General features: G+C 31.5%; 18 protein-coding genes. 8 read left to right on the top strand and 10 right to left on the bottom strand.

Going from position 1 to position 19,678, the window contains the following annotated elements; translation table 11 throughout:
* Positions 1–15: 15 nt before the first annotated feature.
* Genes BT151_RS16005 through BT151_RS15960 form a run of 10 tightly spaced genes read right to left on the bottom strand, consistent with a single transcriptional unit; the run spans position 16 to position 11,636 of the window.
* On the bottom strand, positions 16–882 hold the full coding sequence (locus BT151_RS16005) for an HNH endonuclease (protein ID WP_072403364.1): 867 nt from the start codon (positions 880–882) through the stop codon (positions 16–18).
* The gene (locus BT151_RS16000) at positions 869–2,836 is read right to left on the bottom strand and encodes an AbiJ-related protein (RefSeq protein ID WP_072403363.1); all 1,968 of its coding nucleotides are present in this window, start codon (positions 2,834–2,836) and stop codon (positions 869–871) included. The genes BT151_RS16005 and BT151_RS16000 overlap by 14 nt, the downstream gene beginning before the upstream one ends.
* A gap of 3 nt (positions 2,837–2,839) precedes the next feature.
* The gene (locus BT151_RS15995; protein WP_072403470.1) at positions 2,840–5,848 is read right to left on the bottom strand and encodes a type I restriction endonuclease subunit R; all 3,009 of its coding nucleotides are present in this window, start codon (positions 5,846–5,848) and stop codon (positions 2,840–2,842) included.
* Between the two features lies 1 nt (position 5,849).
* Positions 5,850–6,239, bottom strand: a complete 390-nt coding sequence (locus BT151_RS15990) for a hypothetical protein (protein ID WP_072403362.1) — start codon at positions 6,237–6,239, stop codon at positions 5,850–5,852.
* Positions 6,232–6,747, bottom strand: coding sequence for a DUF1643 domain-containing protein (locus BT151_RS15985; RefSeq protein ID WP_084647999.1), 516 nt, complete (start codon positions 6,745–6,747; stop codon positions 6,232–6,234). Before BT151_RS15985 ends, BT151_RS15990 begins: the two co-directional genes overlap by 8 nt.
* Positions 6,740–7,360, bottom strand: a complete 621-nt coding sequence (locus BT151_RS15980; RefSeq protein ID WP_072403360.1) for a hypothetical protein — start codon at positions 7,358–7,360, stop codon at positions 6,740–6,742. The genes BT151_RS15985 and BT151_RS15980 overlap by 8 nt, the downstream gene beginning before the upstream one ends.
* Positions 7,360–7,614 carry a hypothetical protein gene (locus BT151_RS15975; protein WP_072403359.1) on the bottom strand — a complete coding sequence of 85 codons (255 nt, stop codon included), beginning with the start codon at positions 7,612–7,614 and terminating at the stop codon, positions 7,360–7,362. The genes BT151_RS15980 and BT151_RS15975 overlap by 1 nt, the downstream gene beginning before the upstream one ends.
* 13 nt (positions 7,615–7,627) lie before the next feature.
* A complete protein-coding gene (locus tag BT151_RS15970; RefSeq protein WP_072403358.1) occupies positions 7,628–8,956 on the bottom strand; it encodes a restriction endonuclease subunit S in 1,329 nt (442 codons plus the stop codon).
* The gene (locus tag BT151_RS15965) at positions 8,956–9,888 is read right to left on the bottom strand and encodes a DUF4268 domain-containing protein (protein ID WP_072403357.1); all 933 of its coding nucleotides are present in this window, start codon (positions 9,886–9,888) and stop codon (positions 8,956–8,958) included. The genes BT151_RS15970 and BT151_RS15965 overlap by 1 nt, the downstream gene beginning before the upstream one ends.
* A complete protein-coding gene (locus tag BT151_RS15960; protein ID WP_072403356.1) occupies positions 9,888–11,636 on the bottom strand; it encodes a type I restriction-modification system subunit M in 1,749 nt (582 codons plus the stop codon). The genes BT151_RS15965 and BT151_RS15960 overlap by 1 nt, the downstream gene beginning before the upstream one ends.
* Before the next feature lie 128 nt (positions 11,637–11,764).
* Here BT151_RS15960 and BT151_RS15955 point away from each other — a divergent pair, with 128 nt between their 5' ends.
* The 8 genes from BT151_RS15955 (at position 11,765) to BT151_RS15920 (ending at position 19,658) form a co-directional block, all read left to right on the top strand.
* A complete protein-coding gene (locus BT151_RS15955; protein WP_072403355.1) occupies positions 11,765–12,208 on the top strand; it encodes a hypothetical protein in 444 nt (147 codons plus the stop codon).
* A gap of 288 nt (positions 12,209–12,496) precedes the next feature.
* Entirely contained in the window at positions 12,497–12,766 is a 270-nt protein-coding gene (locus BT151_RS18995) for a DUF805 domain-containing protein (RefSeq protein WP_072403354.1), read from the top strand.
* Positions 12,767–12,953: 187 nt separating this feature from the next.
* Positions 12,954–13,589 carry a tetratricopeptide repeat protein gene (locus BT151_RS15945; RefSeq protein ID WP_072403353.1) on the top strand — a complete coding sequence of 212 codons (636 nt, stop codon included), beginning with the start codon at positions 12,954–12,956 and terminating at the stop codon, positions 13,587–13,589.
* A gap of 304 nt (positions 13,590–13,893) precedes the next feature.
* The gene (locus BT151_RS15940; RefSeq protein WP_072403352.1) at positions 13,894–15,150 is read left to right on the top strand and encodes a Y-family DNA polymerase; all 1,257 of its coding nucleotides are present in this window, start codon (positions 13,894–13,896) and stop codon (positions 15,148–15,150) included.
* Entirely contained in the window at positions 15,150–15,599 is a 450-nt protein-coding gene (locus BT151_RS15935; RefSeq protein ID WP_072403351.1) for a LexA family protein, read from the top strand. Before BT151_RS15940 ends, BT151_RS15935 begins: the two co-directional genes overlap by 1 nt.
* The gene (locus BT151_RS15930) at positions 15,599–16,324 is read left to right on the top strand and encodes an SOS response-associated peptidase (protein WP_072403350.1); all 726 of its coding nucleotides are present in this window, start codon (positions 15,599–15,601) and stop codon (positions 16,322–16,324) included. The genes BT151_RS15935 and BT151_RS15930 overlap by 1 nt, the downstream gene beginning before the upstream one ends.
* On the top strand, positions 16,324–17,337 hold the full coding sequence (locus BT151_RS15925; RefSeq protein WP_072403349.1) for an exodeoxyribonuclease VII large subunit: 1,014 nt from the start codon (positions 16,324–16,326) through the stop codon (positions 17,335–17,337). Before BT151_RS15930 ends, BT151_RS15925 begins: the two co-directional genes overlap by 1 nt.
* 266 nt (positions 17,338–17,603) lie before the next feature.
* Positions 17,604–19,658, top strand: a complete 2,055-nt coding sequence (locus BT151_RS15920) for an ATP-binding protein (RefSeq protein WP_072403348.1) — start codon at positions 17,604–17,606, stop codon at positions 19,656–19,658.
* The last annotated feature ends 20 nt before the right edge of the window (positions 19,659–19,678 follow it).

Here is a 19,678-nt window from a genome sequence, read left to right as displayed (position 1 = left end):
ATTAAAATTTTAAGTTTAAATGCCAACCACTTTAGGAAGAAAGAAAAAATCCATTAATGCTTTACAATTAACCAATTCGATTGTCAATAAACTTTTCCAGTAATTATAGCCATTATTTGCTCTTTTTGCATTCTCATAATTTATAATAGAATCAATAATTTGTTGTCTGGATAGTTCACCCTTTAAAGAGTGTATTCTATACTGCAAATCGGAAACTACACCATCCGCATCTAAAATAAATCGGTTAATCAAATCAAGCCTAGTATAGTGACTAGAAATTATATTGTATAAATGACCGTCAATTCCGTTTGGATTATTAATTGAAAAATTAATTTCAGGAACCCCATTGTTGTAATTTACTATAGGGAAAAGATATTGTAAATTTGGTAGAGAGTCCGTGTATAAATTCAGAAAAAGGAACTGACCGTTTTCCCTCCAAAATCTATTCTTAATTCCGTTGCACTGAGAACATGATGGAAATAAATTTTTAGGATGTACTGAAAATTCACTTGCTTCCTCTTTTGGCACAATATGGTCGAGTGAGTTCACAGCATTAATCGTACAGTTTTGACAACTATTAATAATTCTACCATTAATGGAAGTAGTTATTTCAGTTTTTAATTTTTGAATAACAGAATTATCATATTTATAAAGTTTCAATAAATCATCTCGGACTTGACCATTATAACCAATTGGGTTAATCCCGACTAGGGTATTACTGCCAAATCTTAAATTATAATCATCAAAATGCAATCTCACATTTGGTTTATAACCTTCAACCCTTAATGTGTAATCTGGGTCTTTATTTGAATTTCTTTTAGAAGCCAACACAGTGTCAAAGAAATCGTTTGGTACTTCTTGTGAGCAATCAAGATTTCTCATTTAATATACTTTTTAGATATACAATTGCATTCAAACTTAATGGTATTTGGTCTGATTCCAGTAATTGTTTGATTCCCTCAAAATTATACCCCCTTTTTACAAGCCTTTCTAAAATAATTTTGTATTGTTTAGGAATGCTTCTGTTACCAAACACTTCTTCGGTTAGTATTGACAAGTTTTCACCAAAAGATTCAAGTCCAATTTTTCTTAAGGACGAGTAATTACCCTCTCTCTCTATAACATACACATTTTTAGAAAGGATTTCTTGTATAATTAATGGAGAGTGAGTAGCAATTATACAATATGATTTAAATTGGTGTACTAATTCGTAGATTGTATTAATCAATTGAGAAATAGCATTAGGATGTAAATGAGTTTCAGGTTCGTCATAAATAATTAGTGAGTCAAATCTTATATTTGCTACAATCTCTGTTACTATAAATAGAATTATGCTTTGACCTGAACTCAAATGTCCTCTTACAGTATTAAAGGATTCTGTATCAAATCTATATCTTTCAGAAGGCAGGAAAGCTTCTTTTTCTTCTTCATATATTATGAATTGAGAAAGTGAGTTTTCATCGATAAAATTTTCTAATATTTGTACCCACTGCTCAACTCTGCCCGATTTCACTATTTCCAACCTAGTTTGATGAAATCTCGTTATAAGTTCTACTTCACTTAATATTTTATTGTCCTTGTCTTTGAGTCCACAATAAACATAATTGAAAGTAGCTGACTTATTTGGAATTTCGAAACTATCAAATGTGCTATATGACACGGCAATAACCTTGCTAAATATTGGAGGTTTTGGAGTAAATAGTTCTTCTTTATTTCTGGAAATGTCATTTGGTAAGCTAGTAATAAGTTGGGTCTTTCCAGTGCCGTTTTTACCAATAACTGAATAAATTCTGTCATATGCATATACAGAATCTTTAAAATTGAATTCGACATCAAGATTATTATCGGCAAATTTTGATTTAAAACTATAATGAAATGAATACAAATTTTCTAAATCATAGTTGTAAACAAGGTATTGGGCTTCTCTTAATAATCGTTCAGCTTGGTTTTCCCTAATAAGTGAATTTCTAAAGTTTGATATATATTCAAATTCTTCTCTTATCCCTACAAAAAAAGCTGAATCCCTTAAAGCCCATAAAATATTCTTAAAATCTCTATCAAAATATTCACGCAACCTTTTGTAATATTGAATACTCTGTCCTAAAGAGCAGAAATCAGAATCTAATTTGGTGAATTGAAGCGGGATTTTATTAGAGGTATCAATATCTTCTAAATGAATTATTTTAACTTCACCAATATAAAATTCCTCAAACTGATTTCTATGATAAAATAGATGAAAAGTAGACTTCACTTTAAAATCATTCCAACCAGAATTAAAAGCTAGTGCAAAGAAGGGATATTCATTAATCTGTTTATGTGCTGACATATGTTCAGCATGACCATTGGGGTTTAGGTCAACAATAAATGGAATTTCATTTTCTCTAATACCAAATTGACTATCGCTACTTTCTTTTAATTTTTCTACCTCATATACTGGTAATCCAGAATCTGCATATTGTTTCAGGGAATAACTTAATTCAGCTTTTTTTAAGTAAGGCTGTATCAGATAATAGTAATTCATTATACTATTCTCATCAGAGCGAGTATCAGGGTGAATCATAAGGTTCAAAAATTTAATAAATTTTGAATCGTCTTCTAATAATTCCAACCTGTCTATAAATAAAAATTCTAAAGTCCAGTCATCATTATTAATAATGTGCTGAACTATGTCACCATAAGCATCTTTATATCTTTCATCAGTAGATGGCATGGCTTTTAATTCCCATATTTTCTCTAAAAACTCCATTATATCCCCACCAATTGATGAATAAAATGGAGGAGATTGTTTTAAGATTTCCTTTAGAATTTGAAGCTTTAGACTTTTGTTTATTTTCATAATCTATTGATTCAGCCTTTTATAAACCTTCTTAATCATGTAATTTCTGACAATAGTGCCAAAATCCTTGTCATCCATCATCTTTGAGAAAATATCCTGATTCTGTTCCATACGACCAATTAACTTATCCATAAAGGCATCTTCAAAGCCGAATTTAAAGTTGTCAAGGGTGTTGTTTTGCGCTTGTTCAGACAACTTGCTGTCAGCGACTAACTCTTCCTCAATCTGGTCGAAAAAGAGCTTGTCAGCTTCTGTAAATTCAGTGCCAAATTTTGTGTTCAGCACATTAATAATTTCGGACAGAGCCTCCTTTTCTTCTTTTGTCACTCTTATGCCAGATTCTGACATTCCATCCAATCCATATTCACCCTGTGGCTCTAATGCTAAATTATTTTCAGATATTTTTTGAAGCCTGTAATATTCTAAAGAAACCTCATCGCCAAGTCTAAATCTGTCCCTTTGACTCTTTTTAGGCAATACCTTTAAAAGAAACCTGCTATAGGTAAAAAGTTTCTCCAAATCGACATCCGTAAATGGCATGATTTGAGTAAGAAATGAATAAGCTCTTGTGAATGATTGTAAGGCATGTTTAAAGTCATCCTGTGAGGGTTTTGTCCCTAGTACATCTTCTTTGGTATTCTCTTCTGGAAGTTGCTTAAAACGCTCTACGGCAGGACTCGTAAAACCATATAATTTCTTTTGGTCTTTGACATTTAAAGTCTTACTGGACTTGAAGTAAAAGTTGCAAAAATTATCAACTTCGGACTGCCAAATAATTTGAGCCTTTTCAATTTCATTTTTAAGGTCATACAAATGATTTGGGTCAGTATTGGACTCAATAGTAGTAAGCTCATAATAGGGTTGAAAAGAACTTATAATATCCTGTTCATCATTGGTGAAGTCCAATATAAAAGTATCTTCCTTACCTGCATGCATTCTGTTAAGTCTTGATAAGGTTTGTACACATTTCACACCTGATAACTTCTTATCCACGTACATCGTATGAAGTAAAGGTTGGTCAAATCCTGTTTGGTATTTGTCAGCTACCAATAACAATTGATATTCACTAGTTCCAAACCTTTTAGGCAACTCTTTTTCCTTAAATCCATTTAATTGAACTTCGGTAACACCTTCTGGATAACTATCATAAATAACCTTTCCTGAAAAGGCAACAATAGTCTTTATATCAGTATAGCCCTTATCCTTAATGTATTTGTCAAACTCCTCCTTGTACCTCACTGCATGTAGTCGAGAGCTTGTCACTACCATTGCTTTTGCTTTACCGCCTATTTTTTTAGAAACTACCTGTCTAAAATGCTCAATAATCACTTGCGTTTTTTGAGACAAGTTGTGAGGGTGCAGGGAAAGGAAACGTCCAATAGCCATAGAGGCTTGTTTTTTGTTAACCTTGGGGTCATCTTCAATTTCTTTGGAAAGTCTGTAATAGGTCTTATAAGTGGTGTAATTCTGTAGCACGTCCAATATGAAACCTTCCTCAATTGCTTGCTTCATACTATAAAGATGGAATGGTTTTGGCGTACCGTCAATACATGGTGAACCAAATACCTCAACAGTTTTAGCTTTTGGAGTTGCAGTAAAAGCAAAGAAGCTTAAATTATCCTGTTTCCCTCTAGCTTCCATTGACTTTCTTATTTCATCTTCTGCATCTTCGTCAAGCCCTGAATCATAATCCAAATTGCTTGCTTCTTCCAAAGATTTAGCAGATAAAACCTCTTTCATTTTTTTAGTGGCTTCACCACCTTGTGAGGAATGAGCTTCATCGATGATGACGGCATATTTTCGAGTTGGCAGTTCACCAATTTTTTCTAATATAAAAGGAAACTTTTGAAGGGTTGTAATAACAATATTCGACCCTGCTATCAAAGCTTCGGCTAATTGCTGTGAGTTCTTGTCAATTTTTTGAACAACACCTTGCTTGTGTTCAAATTGGAAAATGGTATCTTGTAATTGACTATCCAATACCTTGCGGTCAGTTATAACGATGACAGAACCAAAAATCCGTTCATTGTCAGCATTATGCAAGCTTGATAATCGATATGACAACCATGCTATAGAGTTCGATTTTCCTGAACCTGCTGAATGCTGTATTAAATAGTTCTTTCCTGCTCCATTTGCTTTAGCATGACTCGTTAATTCCCTAACCACATCCAATTGATGATATCTTGGAAAAATGACTGTTTCCTTATTCTTTTTCAATCCATTTAATTCAAACTCCTCCACATGGAAATGCAGAAACTTACCTACAATATCCATGAAGCTATCTTTCGCCCATACATAATTCCATAAATATTCAGTTCTATAACCTTCTTCATTCGGTGGGTTTCCTGCTCCATTATGACCTAGATTAAATGGTAAATACCTTGTGCTAGTCCCATTCAGTTTAGTAGTCATATAACACTCATTGGCATCTAAAGCAAAATGCACCAAACTTCTTTTTTTGAAAGCAAATATTGGTTCTGTAGGTTCTCTATCGTAGGCGTACTGCTTTTTAGCGTTACTAACATCTTGACCCGAAAACTGGTTTTTAAGTTCTATTGTAGCAATTGGAAGCCCATTTAGACTCAAAACCATGTCTAAGGAATTCTTTCCATTACGCTCATAATAGAGTTGTCTGGTGACACTTAAATGATTTTTACCATACAATACCTTATGGTCTTCATTTAGTGAAGATTCAGGCTTAAAATAGCCCATTTTGAACTTCACACCATAGTCAGTAAATCCATTTCTAACGACATCCAAAGTGCCACGTAAATCCAGTTCTCTTAAGAGTCTCTGAATGACTTTTTCTTTTACATCTTCTTTATGAATGTTTCTTAATTTCTCCCATGCAACAGGTTGAGAGTCTTCAAGAAAATCCGAGATATAGCTAGGGAAAAGTCCAAGTTGTGCATCAAAATCCTGGGAATGACCTTTTACATAGCCTCCATCTTCAAGTAAGGATGCTACTATTGCTTCTTCAAATGTTTCTTCGGTGTGTATGCCTTTTGCCATATTATTTCCTTTTTTGTAATTCAACCAGAATTGACTCGCACTTTTCATTAAGTTCTATCAAATCAGGAACTAATTCCATAGCACCATCTTCTTGCATCCATCGTTGTGGGTCACTCCAAAATCTACTTTTATCTCTTAATCTACCTGCTAAATTATTATCAATCTTTATCATGGCTGTAAATGCTTCGAGCCACTGATTTGATAAATTTTCATTAGGGCTATAATTTCGATTAGAGGTTGAAAGATAAATTTCAGTTGCATTTATAGCTCTTTGTAATGACGCAACAGCAATAATTTTTTTATCAATACGAGTTCCCTTCTTGCTTAACACTTTACCAACAAGTGAATCTGCCGTTCTTATACCAGAAAAAATAGTTCCAAATTCAATCATGAGACAAGTATTCTTTGATGTTAAAATTAGAGAATTTTGATTTAGCAGGAAGATACAAAGGATGTCTTGGGTGTTTGAATTTGGTCAACTCATGTAAACAATACCAATTTGTGTCATAACCAATGGCTTCAACTAAATCTTTTAGACAATCTTTTAAATAATTTCTTCTATCAATTTCAGTCCCCCAAGCTGCGCAAACGTCAAAGTTTTTTTGCTCTTGAATAAACTTTTTAACCTGTTCAATATGTTCTTTATGCATATCAGCATTTTTAGTTAAATGCATATCTTTTGGATTAGTCGCTCTTTGGGGATAAACGTTTAACATTAACCAACCATCGTAGCCATTGTTAAAGGCAAAATTTTCAACTCTTGTAACCGTTCTATCTAAATCATTAGGTCTTGCAGTACTTGGATTTATGCCAATAAAGAACAACATCTTGTCACCTAGTTTTCCTAATGTGTATCTTGCAGAATTATCCTTATTGGTTATATAAGTCCATTTAATCATGAGCTTCAAGCTTTAGGAAATAATAATTATTTTTCTGAATCCAATTAAAGGTATAGTTTTTTATAATATTCGATGGTTCTACATCTTCATAATTATGGTTTGATACAATACCATTTTGGATAGTAGTTCCATTTGATATGTCATTTAACCAATATACATTCCTATTCACAATACCAATAAAATTAGTCATTACAAGACAAGTACCATTTGTGAAATTATTTAATGATGCATATTGCTCCATCAAACTTATATCATGGTATACAAGGCTTCTAAACTGAGTATAGCCACCTGTTGCATTGACATTTGGAAGAAATTGTTTGTAGCACTTTAATTCGATTGGAATATGTATTTTTTCAGCACCTTTAGAAATAGTTACTACTATGTCACATTCTTTATATCCAGTTTCAATATGCAGAGAAGTCTCTAATTCGATTTCAACTGCCTCATCATCATTATATACAGCTAAATCAAGTGTGTTCTTTAGAAGATAGGCAAACTGCAACTGCATTGACGCTTCCTTATTTATAACAATAAGACCACAGCCAACCTTTGCCGAAAAACTTTCCCAACAAATATTTACTATGTTTTTTACCCTATCAACTAACTGCTCCATTATATAGAATCAATAATTTTTGCCAAAAAATTAAACTCCTCTGTCATTGGTGAATAAGCTTCTTCAAATTCATCAACCTTTAAATAAACCTCTTGCTCATTTTTGTCAATATTATTTCGTCTGTCAACTACGATGTCTTGACCATTCCAATTTGTTTCATAACGAGTGTTCGCAGTTAATTCCCATTCCAATTGCCCACTTTCTTTGGCTTGGTGAAGGTCAGTGAATAATTCAATAATTGCTTCTAAATTCATCTTCTTTAATATTTTAATTTAACGCCTCTTCTCTAACATCTATCTTCCCTGTAACCACTTCATTTATTAAAGTGGTTTTATATTCAATTAAAAAGCTAATCTCTTTATTAATAATGTTTAATGTTCTATCAATATCATTGAAGCTTTTACTAATATATTTAGATATTTCTAACTGTTCATTTTCTGGTGGTAGAGGTACTTTTAAATTACCTAAATCATAAGTGGTAATCGAAGGATAACTAACACCTTTTGACAAGGCAATTATCTTTCCAATAAATCCTTCGTTTCTAACTAAAAAAGCTAAATATGTTGATATAATAGAAGTTGGAGTTAGTACAGCAAAACCAGTCGAAGCAATAAAACCATCAAATTTATTATCAATAGAGGCAATAGCTTTTAAATATGTGCGAACGGTTGAAACTATAACATCTCCATTTGACACTATTCTTCTTGCCCGAGATGGTGCATCTTTAAAAATATATTTTGTGTATTCGCTAATCCCTTTGGTGGAGCTTACATTACCAATTTCTATATAATTAATTTCCTCATCGAGAGGAGTGTTTTCTGAAAGGGTTTTACTATTAAATTCAACTATATATTTTAGAGGCTTTATTTCCCAATGTTTAGGAACTTGACCCAACCACTCAATACCAGAATTTTTCATAGGTACATTTGGGTTTAAACCTTTAGTAACTGCTTGGTTTATTATGACTGTTCGTTCTTCTTTTAGAAGCTTAATCAGTGCTCTCTTTTTTGATATTAACTTATCCAATTGAGACGTTTTAAAATCGAGAAATTTGGCAATTGTAAGTTGTTCTTGCAACGTTGGACAAGTGAATTTAAACTCATTAAAAACATTTTGATAAAGATGCTGAATTGTAGAACCAGACTTATTGAAGTCGTAAAAAGTTTTAAAAACATCAGATTCTAATACCCAATATAAATATTCTGAAATGTAGTCGTCGCTTTTGGGTCTTGTCAAAAAAACACCACTATTTAATGTTGCTATCTTTGGTAGGTTCTTAACGACAGCTATTTTTCCTATAGTACCATCCTTTGTAATTAATAAATCATCTTCTCTTAATTGAATAAAGGGGTCGTCATCATACCTGTCTTTAGGAACTTGATAACATGTCTCCCATTTAATTTTCCCATTTTTAAAATCTGTTCCAGTTACTACATAACTATCACTTTCTTCAAGGAACTCATCTGACCTTAAGCCCTTCCAACCAATTCGACCCTTTACATACGTTGTATGTTTAATCCTTTTAATTTTCCAAGTTGCAGGAATTTCTCCAATCCATTCGACACCAGAGTCCTTATATGCATTGTATTTTCTCATTAATAATATTTAGAAAATTGCTTTGCCATTTTTTCTGCTTTTTCCAAAAGCCAACTAAAATAAGTTTCCCATTCATCTTCATTTGAAAGGTCAGCATGACGACCAATTGTGATTCTGGATGCTAACCTACCTTCTAGTTCTTGCCACTCTAAATCGAAGCCTAATCCTTGTTCAATAGCCTCTTTATTCATCTGAAACTTCTCAAATAGTTCAGGAGACCTAGAAATATAAATACTTGAAGCGATAACATTATCCCTCGTGCTTACAGTTAAAGCGATATGAGCTTCCGAAGTACCAAAACTGATATTGTACCAATGTTGCGCTCTTGCTTTTCGTCCTATTCTTAAACTGGTATTTCTGCTCTTTGCGAAATCTATAAATTGCTTCCAGAAATCGAGTTGACTTAATTTTGTATCTGTGAGTTCTTTGGGTGTGGTGGCACTTTCTTGTAGTGCCTTTGCCCAATCATTAGGCTCAACTATTATATGAAATTTAGGAGCAAATGGTGAATCTCCAATTTGCCATAGCTCCATACGTATCAAAAAGAAACTTAAATCAGTACTGGTGTTGTTATTGAGCCACTCCATAGCTTTTTGATGTTCCTCTCTAACTTCTTTAACAATCCAAATAATAATACTCGCATTATATCCAGAAGCATACGTTATAATTTGCCCTAAATGCTTATGGTCGGTATATTCAAGTTGGTTTTCAATGATGACTTTACGTTCTGAATCTTCATCCATAGCAACTAAATCAACATTATACCTTCCTATGGCTTCCTCTGGTCTTACATTAATTAATGAAATCCCTATTTCATCACTCAATAATTGAATATTCTGTTCTAATGCTAACCATTGTGTGAAGTCTAGTGCTTCATGCGCCCAGTATTCTCTCAAATTAACCTTGTTAAGTTTTCCTAATTCTCTTCTCATTAGTTAATCACTTGTTTAAGTAAACCATCTGTCTGCTCTTCCAAAGCCAGAATATCAGCTCTTATTTCTTCCAAAGACCTTAACGGTTTATATTCATAAAAATATTTAGTGAAATTAATTTCATAACCCACTTTTGTTTTAGCTTCATCTATCCAAGCATCGGGTACATGAGGCAAAACTTCACGCTTCATATAGTCGGTAATGTTTTCTTTTAATGGGATGTTCTCTGTATCTCTTAAACTACTATCTGGTTTCGGGTTACCATTTTTATCAGTAATTATCTTTCCATTTTTTCTTGTTGGTCGTTCAACAGTAACTTTAGAGTAACCAAAATCCTCATTGTCAAATATTTTACTATGTTCTGATTCCTTAAAATCACCGTATAGACTTGTTATATCTTTAATATGGTCATCACTTAACTCATTTCGCTTATCACCCAATGATTTACTCATTTTTTTAGAAAACTCTATAGCATTGACAAGCTGAACTTTTCCATTGCGCTCCTTTGATTTGTGGTTGCTTATAAGCCAAATGTAGGTGCTAATACCTGTATTGTAAAACAATTGATTAGGCAATGCTATAACAGCTTCCAGTAGGTCGTTTTCAATTATCCATTGACGAATAGAGCTTTCATTTTGTTTACTACTTGGTGAGCCTGAAAACAAAGGTGAGCCATTAAATACAATGGCAAGTCGTGAGCCTCCTTTTTCGAGGTGTTGCATTTTACTCATTAGGTTCATTAAGAACAAAAAAGAACCATCACTTACAGAAGGCAATCCTGCTCCATAACGTCCACCATGACCCAGTTCTTCATGCTCTTCTTTAACCTCCTTTTCAACCTTTTTCCACTTAACTCCAAATGGTGGGTTAGTTATTAAATAGTCAAACTTGTGATTTACAAATTGGTCTCCTTTAAGCTTTGTGTCATCCTTACGCTTTAGGCTATTACCCTTTGCTACATTTGAAGGGTTCTGTCCTTTAATCAACATATCGGACTTACAAATAGCATAAGACTCTGGATTCAACTCTTGACCAAACACCTCTAAACGTGCATCTGGATTCAATTCTGCTAAATATTCCTCTGCTACAGACAACATACCACCAGTTCCTGCGCAACAGTCAAAAATGGTTTTAACAATACCTTTTTGAGTCAAAATCTCCCTGTCATTTATAAACAAAAGATTGACCATTAATCTAATGACCTCTCTTGGAGTAAAATGTTCTCCTGCCGTCTCATTGGAAATTTCGGCAAACTTTCTAATAAGCTCCTCAAACATATATCCCATTTCCATACTGGATATTTTTTCAGGATGCAAGTCTGTCTCTTGGAAACGCTTAAGAATCATGAATAACAAGTTGGCATCATCAAGCTTTGTAATTTGGTTGTCAAATTCAAACTGTTCAATAATCTCTCTGGCATCTTCTGAAAATCCATTAATGTAGTTTCTTAAATTAGATGCTATATTATTTGGGTCAGCAATAAGTTTATCAAAATCGAAAAGACTTTTATTATGAAAATTATAGCCTGCTGCTTTATTGAGTATAGGGTCTAAATTTTGAATACTCATAGTCTTTACTTGACTATATTTTTTTAGTACATCTGCTTTAGTATTTTCAAGAACGCAATCTAAACGCCTTAAAACGGTTAAAGGCAAAATAACCTTACCGTAATCGCTTTGTTTGTAATCGCCTCTTAAAAGGTCTGCAATAGACCATATAAAGTTAGCTGACTCTTTTATGTTTGTCATAAATATTTAAGTATGTTTTTTATTTCTTTAAACTAGAATTATCGCTAAATATAATAAAGATGTAAGTATTTTCTATTGTAAAATTAAATTATATTTACGTTCTATTTAGTTACAAAGAACAATAAATTATGTTACATAGAAAATTAAAAATAGGAGACTTAACTTATAGTTTTCATTCAAAAGAAATTGTTTGTGTTAATACCAAAATTTTAACTGAAATTGAGAATAATAATGAAACTCATCAGTTTAGAAGAATACCACTTAGTTCTAAATGGCTAAAGGACGTTTTTGATTTTGACTCTAAATACATAGCTATGCAATATATGACTGTTTATACTTCTAGGGTAAATGGAATTAAAATTCATGAAAATGGATTAGGATTTAGTTTAGGTTGCACATTTCGAGATAAAGTAAAAAACAATTTTGGTGATGGGACACATGTTTACAAACCTAAAATTAATTACGTAGATGAATTAACTGCTTATCTAACATTATTAACTAATCAACAGTTTTACTTTGAAGATAGTTTAAATATGTTAAATGAGTTGTTCATTGAATACAGAAAAAATTAATTAATAATAAGTACTTTTGAATAATAAACATAGACGATATATAAGAATATACAATAAAAATTAACCATAAGAGAAAAGCGTTAGCTGTTATTAAGTAGGGAAATCGGCAAAATTTTCAAAACAACACAAATAGCAAGTCAAATGCTCTCGTCCGTCTGGGCGATGAGTTAGTACTTGGTGTTGTTGGTTTTGCCGAACCTCCCTACTTCAAGGCTTGAAACCTCATCGCTTTTTTTATAATTTAATTTACCCATCACTTTGAGGTTTGTGATACAATTAAAAATTAATATGTTCACTAGACCCTTATCCTTCAAAGGTAGAATTGGTAGAATTGAGTATTTATTAACGCTTATAGTTTTTTGCTTTTTTGCTATTGGCTTAACCCTGATTGTCAATCAGGAAAACTCTAACATTCTCTCATTTGTCAAACTAATTGTTTCATATTTACTAATAGCCCAAGGAGCTAAAAGATGCCATGATATTGGTCGTAGTGGGTGGTTTCAATTAATTCCTTTCTATTTTATATGGATGCTTTTAGCGAAAGGAAAAACATCTTAAACAAATATGACAAATAAACATTTTAATATCATTGCAAATATCATAATGATTGTATTAATATTTTACATGATTTTTATTGAAAAATCTTGGCAAACACTTTTGATAATTGGTTGTTATTGCTTAACCCAAATTACCAAGAATTAAAATGAATTTTCAGTACGGAAATTAACATCGTTAAAAATATCTTATGAGAAACATTCTAATATTAATTTTGTTTATTACTACACAAATTAACAATGCTCAATCTAATGAAGGATTAGAAAGAGAGATTGAAACTGATTCAACGTCATTTTATTATGACAGGGGTGTTGAAAAAATTGATTCTAAAGATTATGACGGAGCTTTACGAGATTTTGACAAGGCAATTAAGTTAAGTCCAGATTTTGCTGATTGCTATCACAATAGGGCTTTTGTTAAAGACTTATTGGATGACTTTATTGGAGCAATCGAGGATTATACAATTTCTATTATGCTAAGTCCTAATGATGCTAGTACCTACAATAATAGGGCTATTTTGAAATCTTATTTTGAAGCCAATGATGGGGCTATACAAGACCTTGACAAAGCCATTCAGCTTAACCCTAATAATGAAGAATATTATAACAACAGAGGGGTTGTAAAACAAGACCTAGGGGATATTAATGGAGCAATTGAAGATTATACTAAGGCTATCGGGCTTAATCCTAATAATGGGTTAGCTTATCACAATAGAGGTGTTTGTAAGCAAACATTAAAAGATTTTGATGCAGCATGTTTAGATGCAAAAAAATCCCAAGAACTGGGACATGATGCACAAGAGCTTATTGAGTCTGTTTGTGATTAATAAGTTTTTTATCAAGTTTGCGTGTAGTGCTAAAAATACTGAATTAAAAATTATTTATTCTCTATCAATAGTGCTTTAGTTTACCTATTTCGGATGTTATATACTATTTTATAAGTTTAGTGCAACATTTGACAAAACCATAATTATTTTACATAACCTTCGAATAGTGTACGAACATTAAGCCTTATTTTAAAATAAAGGATTGATATTGCTTTTGCCACTAATAATTTATCGTAAAAAATATTGTTAATTAAATTTTAGTGTTTTAACAAAATCTGAAAGCTACATGGATTAATTTTATCTCATGTTTGCTTTAGTTGATTGTAATAGTTTTTATGCTTCTTGTGAAAGAGTTTTTAGACCAGATTTAAATGATAAACCAGTAGTTGTATTATCAAATAATGATGGTTGTGTCATTGCACGCTCTAATGAAGCAAAAGCACTTAATATTCCAATGGGTGCTGTAGCATATAAATATAAAGCGTTATTTGAGCAAAACAATGTTAACGTTTTTTCATCGAATTATGCATTGTATGGAGATTTAAGTAACAGAGTTATGAATATACTCTCAACTTACACACCTGATGTTGAAGTTTACTCGATTGATGAAGCTTTTTTAAAATTTAATGGATATGAAAATTATGATTTGAAAGATTACGGTCTTGATATGAAAATGAAAGTAAAACAGTGGACTGGGATTCCTGTTTCTGTTGGTATTGCACCAACAAAAGCTCTGTCTAAAATAGCAAATAAGATAGCTAAAAAGTACCAAGACATTACAAGTGGTGTCTATGTCATAGATACCGTAGAAAAGCGTTTAAAAGCTCTTAGATGGACTAAAATTGAGGATGTTTGGGGTATTGGTAGACAAATATCAAATCGACTTAAAAGTCATAAAATATTTAATGCTTTACAGTTTACTGAATTACCATCAGAATGGGTTAGAAGGGAGTTCTCAATAGTCGGTTTAAGACTGCAAAGAGAACTTAGAGGAGAGCCAACTTTAGGATTAGATGAAGTTAAAACCAAAAAGGCTATTGCTACAACACGCTCTTTTGAAAAGAACTTAAATAATATTAGCGATGTCAGGGAAAGAATCTCAACTTTTGCTGTGTCATGTGCTGAAAAACTAAGAAAACAAAATTCATGTACTAACTTGCTTTTGGTATTTGTAAATACTAATTCCCATAGGTCAGACCACAAGCAATATGGTAAAAATATTATTGTTAAATTACCTTATCCAACCAATTCTTCCTTAACTATAAATAAATTTGCTCAAATTGGGTTAAAAGCAATATTTAAACAGGGCTTTTATTATAAAAAAGCAGGTGTTATTGTAATGGGAATTGTACCTGAAAACCAAAGACAGTTAAATTTCTTTTGTGAAGAAAACCCAAAACATTTATCTTTAATGAAATCTATAGACCTGTTAAACAAAAGCATAGGGAAAACCAAAGTTAAATTAGCAAGTCAAGATTTAGGTAGAACTTGGAAAATGAGACAGGAAAAACTATCTCAGAGGTATACTACAAATTGGAATGAATTATTAGAAGTTGAATAATGAGCATACTTAAGATTCCTAGATTTAGTGAAGAGTTAGAGCTAGTTCCTTTTGATATAAAAGGTAAAGAACTTTACGTAAAATATTTTTCAGATGGGGTTCAGGCAGGTTTCCCTTCACCTGCTGATGATTTTAAAGAGCAAAAAATCAGCTTAGATAGTAAGTACTTAATAAATCCAGATGCTACATATTTAGTCAGAGTTAAAGGAGATTCCATGTATCCAACTTTGCAGAAGGGAGATTTGTTAATAGTAAAATCGGATAAAGAGTTAACAGACAATAAAATTGGTGTAATGTCCTTTAATAATACAGATTTTACAGTAAAGAGATGCGATAAGAAAAACAATGTTCTTATAGCTGATAATGATTCGTTCCCAAACATAAAAGTTGAAGAAGATGATACAATTTTATGCTTGGGAATTGTTCAACATTTTATTAGAGATTTATAATGTGTTTTCATACCTCAAATACAAAAACAGCCAAAGAAAACGAAAGACGTTTTGATGCTAGCTTTAATATTCCTGAGGTTTTTGACCCATACTATCATTTTGCTGGATATGAAAAAAGGAATTTCTATATCATTAAGCAAAATGAGTTCGATAACATTGAACCTGCATATTGGGGGTTAATGCCAGAAAATTTGAATATTAATGAAAGAACGAAATACTTATCAGAATATCACACCTATAACGCCAGAGCAGAAAATATTTTTAAAAGCAGGCTTTATAATCAATTCGCAATGAATCAACGTTGTATTATTTTGTCCGATGGTTTTTATGAGCCACACAAAGTAGATGGTAGTTCAATTCCTCAATATTGTAAATATAAAGACCATGGTTTATTTGCTTTTGCAGGGCTATATTCTGAATTGGATGATGATGTATATACTGCAACCATTATAACAACTATAGCAAACCCTTTTTTTGAAAAAATACATAATGTAAAAAAGCAAGGTACATTTAGGATGCCTTTGGTTTTAGCAGATTATGATGAAGTGGAATGGTTAAATTCAGATTTAAGACAAGGTGATATAGAAGAACTACTATTCTCATTTACTCCCAAGGAATTCGAGGCATATCCAGTAAGTCAAGATATTAATTACGGAAATAGATACACAAATAGACCTGATATAATAAACAAGGTTGACTATAATGAATTAAATACCTTATTTTAATGACAAAAGATAATATGTCAATGTCTGTGTCTACACTTTTGACACTATATCCAAATAGTCTCACTTCAAGTTTAGATGGTCAATTGATTTTATTAGAAGGTTTTTATTCTGATAATAAAGGGAAACTTTACAGTAAATTTTTTTATGACGAATTTATTGACCAAAACAAACAAAATAAAATAACTATTCAGCTCACAGAAGATTTAAAATCAAAACTTAAACATTCAAGTTATTATAACATTCAAGGGTATATCTCAAAAGGTCAATCTTTAGATAATGATTCAAGATTAAAGGTGTTTTTCAGAGCAACTAAAATTCTAGAACTTAAAGCGGATATTCAAAAAGTTACTAAAGTAGAATATGATATTATTAGAGCGAGATTTGACCGAGAGTTTCCTATTATTCAAGATATTCTGCTAAAGAAAATAGAACGAGAAGAAAAACCAACATTAGATATAATAACTGGTATTCAATCTACTTCACATGATGATTATATGAATCAGTTATATGATATAGATTATTATAATGTTAGACACCACAAGTGTAATTTATCATCTAAAACTGAGATTATTGAGTTTTTGAGCAGCTATAATTTTGCTGATTCGGATTTGCTTATAATCCTTCGAGGAGGAGGTAGTGGATTAGAGATATTTGATGAAATAGAGCTATGTAAGAGGGCAATAGGACTACCTATTCCTTTCATTACTGGTATTGGGCATGATGAGGATAAAACACTCTTACAAAGGGTCTCAGATATGGGGTTTTCAACACCTACAGCAGTTGGAGTATTTTTGCAAAAAATCATAAGTTCTTATAAAGAAAGATTGAGACTTATAGCTATTAAAGATTTAGAGATGGAACGCTTTAAAAAGCTAGTAGATAGTGAAAAGCATTTATTGGAGACACGGATTAAGACTCAAAAAAATTACTTGAGAATTACTTGGTTGGTTATAGCATTGTTTATTATTATAATTGGAGTTTTTATCTGTAATTTGATTTTTAAAAAATCTTAAACTAATTTAACATACTTATACTTGAAGATAAATAGAAATGATTTTGTAACATATTAGCTAACATTTGCAAGTGACGTTATACGTATTAACTTTAGTTAGGGCATGGTTCTACTAAAAATACAAAAATATAAACAAAGGTAACCAATAGGTCATTCATGGAATAAAAGATTTAGTATCTTAGTCCTATATAGAGGGTATTGACAATATGTATACATTTAATTGTTTTACCTCATGACAAGAAACATCACGAATAAACCAAAAATTGAATGGAAAAATTATTTGCTACATCAAATATTGCAAACAAAGTCAGAAATACAAGGTTGCCTAGAACAAAACCTTTAATGCCTTTATTTGAGGTTGTAAGTAACTCTATTCATTCAATTCAAGAATCAATAAAAGAAGGAAACTTAATAAAAGGTAAAGGCAAAATCACTATTCTTTGTATTCGAAATGGTAAAGAAGAAACTTTACAAGAATTACCTGATATCGATAGATATCCAATACATTCCTTTGAAATTTCTGATAATGGGATTGGATTAAATAAAGAAAATTTGACATCTTTTGTTGAGGCAGACACAGACCATAAGCTTAAAATTGGAGGCAAAGGCATTGGTCGTTTTGTTTGTTTAAAAGCTTTTAAAGTGTTAAATATTTCAAGTCAATTTTTGGATGAACAAAAGAAAGAAAAAACAATAGCATTTGATTTTAAATCCACTAAAGAGGGTTTTGAAAATTTTTCAGAACCAAAATTAAATGGTCGAGGTTTAGGGACAACTGTTAGATTAACAAATTATAGAGAAGAGTATCAAAAAAACCTTGAGTATGACTTACAATCAATTGCAAGGGAACTTATCGCTCACTTTCAACTTTATTTTATTCGCAAACAAGTACCAACAATAATAGTAAGAAACCAAAATAATATAGAGTTTGATTTAACAAAACTCTTTGCATTAGAGTTTAAAAGCGAAGTTGAGGATAAAGACTTTTATATAGAAGAGGAAAAATTCACACTTTACCTTACAAAATCGCTAAAAATACAAAGTCATAAAATCCATTATTGTGCCCACAATCGAAGCGTTATTAACGAAGGATTATATTCTTTAATAGTTGACCTTGGAAAATATTCTATTAAGGATAATGAAGGAAATCGATATTATTACCAAGCATATGTTGTTGGAGATATTTTAGATGAATTCGTGGATACTGAAAGAATTGGGTTTAATTTTCCAGATGGTAACGACCTTGAGGATGAGGAATCGTTTGATTTAAACCTTGCAAAATTAAGAAGAGCATCAGTTAGATGTATAGAAGAGATACTTAAAGAATATCTGGCTGAAGTCCGTAACCACAAAGTAGAATCTTACAGACCAACAATAAACGAAGAACTTCCTCAATACAGAAGTACTCTAAATTACAGAAAGGAAGAAATTTTAAAACTCCCACCTGATTTGCCAAAAGATAAACTAGATATAGAATTATATAAAATCGATGCTAAATGGAGATTAGAAGTTAAGGAACATAAAATTGAACTTCTTGAAGAAAAAAAAGATGTCACTAATCACGAAGAATATGTTCTAAAATATGAAAAATTCCTGTCTGAATTCAATGAAATTGGAAAATCCGATTTGGCGAGATATGTTGTTCACAGAAAAACAATTATTGAACTTTTAGAAGGTTTGATTGAGAAAAATGAAAATGACAAATTTGAAAATGAGGATTTAATTCATAGTGTCTTTTTTCCAATTAGGTCTAATTCTGATGAAATTACGGCTGATAAGCAAAATTTATGGCTTATTGATGAACGTTTGACATATCATTCGTTTTTAGCATCAGATAAGACCTTCAAAAGTGTTTCAGAAGTAAGTGCTGACCAAACTCAAAGGTCAGATTTATTAATTTACAATGAAGCTTTTGCCTTTTCTGATTCGAAAAACTCTCCACATAATTCTTTTACTATAGTAGAGTTTAAAAAGCCTATGCGAGATGACTATAAAGATTATGATGAAGATAAAAATCCAATTGAACAAACTGAAAAATATATTGACAATCTTTTAGACGGAAAAGTAAAAAGCAAAAATGGACGTACAGTAGAAGTTTCAGAAAAAACACCTTTCTATATTTATATAGTATGTGATGTTACACCAACTTTAGAAAAAATTTTAAAACGAAGAGAGTTTGAGAAAACACCAGATGGCAAAGGCTATTTTAAAGTAAAAAGTAAATATTACTCTGCCTATTTTGAAGTTCTTCCATTTGAGAAAGTATTAGATGATGCTAGAAAACGTAACAGAATTTTATTCGAAAAATTAAACATTGAGTAAAGTTAAAAATACACATATAC

Source organism: Flaviramulus basaltis (assembly GCF_900114265.1).
GTDB classification, from domain to species: Bacteria; Bacteroidota; Bacteroidia; order Flavobacteriales; family Flavobacteriaceae; genus Flaviramulus; species Flaviramulus basaltis.
Note: the sequence above shows the minus strand (reverse complement) of the source record. Positions and strands in the feature narration are given on the sequence as shown.

Bases quoted from the DNA above. Each gene is read 5' to 3' on its own strand.
- BT151_RS15930 (WP_072403350.1), top strand. From the start codon at position 15,599: ATGTGTTTTCATACCTCAAATACAAAAACAGCCAAAGAAAACGAAAGA.
- BT151_RS15970 (WP_072403358.1), bottom strand. From the start codon at position 8,956: ATGAGAAAATACAATGCATATAAGGACTCTGGTGTCGAATGGATTGGA.
- BT151_RS16000 (WP_072403363.1), bottom strand. From the start codon at position 2,836: ATGAAAATAAACAAAAGTCTAAAGCTTCAAATTCTAAAGGAAATCTTA.
- BT151_RS15945 (WP_072403353.1), top strand. From the start codon at position 12,954: ATGAGAAACATTCTAATATTAATTTTGTTTATTACTACACAAATTAAC.
- BT151_RS15960 (WP_072403356.1), bottom strand. From the start codon at position 11,636: ATGACAAACATAAAAGAGTCAGCTAACTTTATATGGTCTATTGCAGAC.
- BT151_RS16005 (WP_072403364.1), bottom strand. From the start codon at position 882: ATGAGAAATCTTGATTGCTCACAAGAAGTACCAAACGATTTCTTTGAC.
- BT151_RS15990 (WP_072403362.1), bottom strand. From the start codon at position 6,239: ATGATTGAATTTGGAACTATTTTTTCTGGTATAAGAACGGCAGATTCA.
- BT151_RS15965 (WP_072403357.1), bottom strand. From the start codon at position 9,888: ATGAGAAGAGAATTAGGAAAACTTAACAAGGTTAATTTGAGAGAATAC.
- BT151_RS18995 (WP_072403354.1), top strand. From the start codon at position 12,497: ATGTTCACTAGACCCTTATCCTTCAAAGGTAGAATTGGTAGAATTGAG.
- BT151_RS15920 (WP_072403348.1), top strand. From the start codon at position 17,604: ATGGAAAAATTATTTGCTACATCAAATATTGCAAACAAAGTCAGAAAT.
- BT151_RS15980 (WP_072403360.1), bottom strand. From the start codon at position 7,360: ATGGAGCAGTTAGTTGATAGGGTAAAAAACATAGTAAATATTTGTTGG.
- BT151_RS15940 (WP_072403352.1), top strand. From the start codon at position 13,894: ATGTTTGCTTTAGTTGATTGTAATAGTTTTTATGCTTCTTGTGAAAGA.
- BT151_RS15995 (WP_072403470.1), bottom strand. From the start codon at position 5,848: ATGGCAAAAGGCATACACACCGAAGAAACATTTGAAGAAGCAATAGTA.
- BT151_RS15935 (WP_072403351.1), top strand. From the start codon at position 15,150: ATGAGCATACTTAAGATTCCTAGATTTAGTGAAGAGTTAGAGCTAGTT.
- BT151_RS15985 (WP_084647999.1), bottom strand. From the start codon at position 6,747: ATGATTAAATGGACTTATATAACCAATAAGGATAATTCTGCAAGATAC.
- BT151_RS15955 (WP_072403355.1), top strand. From the start codon at position 11,765: ATGTTACATAGAAAATTAAAAATAGGAGACTTAACTTATAGTTTTCAT.
- BT151_RS15975 (WP_072403359.1), bottom strand. From the start codon at position 7,614: ATGAATTTAGAAGCAATTATTGAATTATTCACTGACCTTCACCAAGCC.
- BT151_RS15925 (WP_072403349.1), top strand. From the start codon at position 16,324: ATGACAAAAGATAATATGTCAATGTCTGTGTCTACACTTTTGACACTA.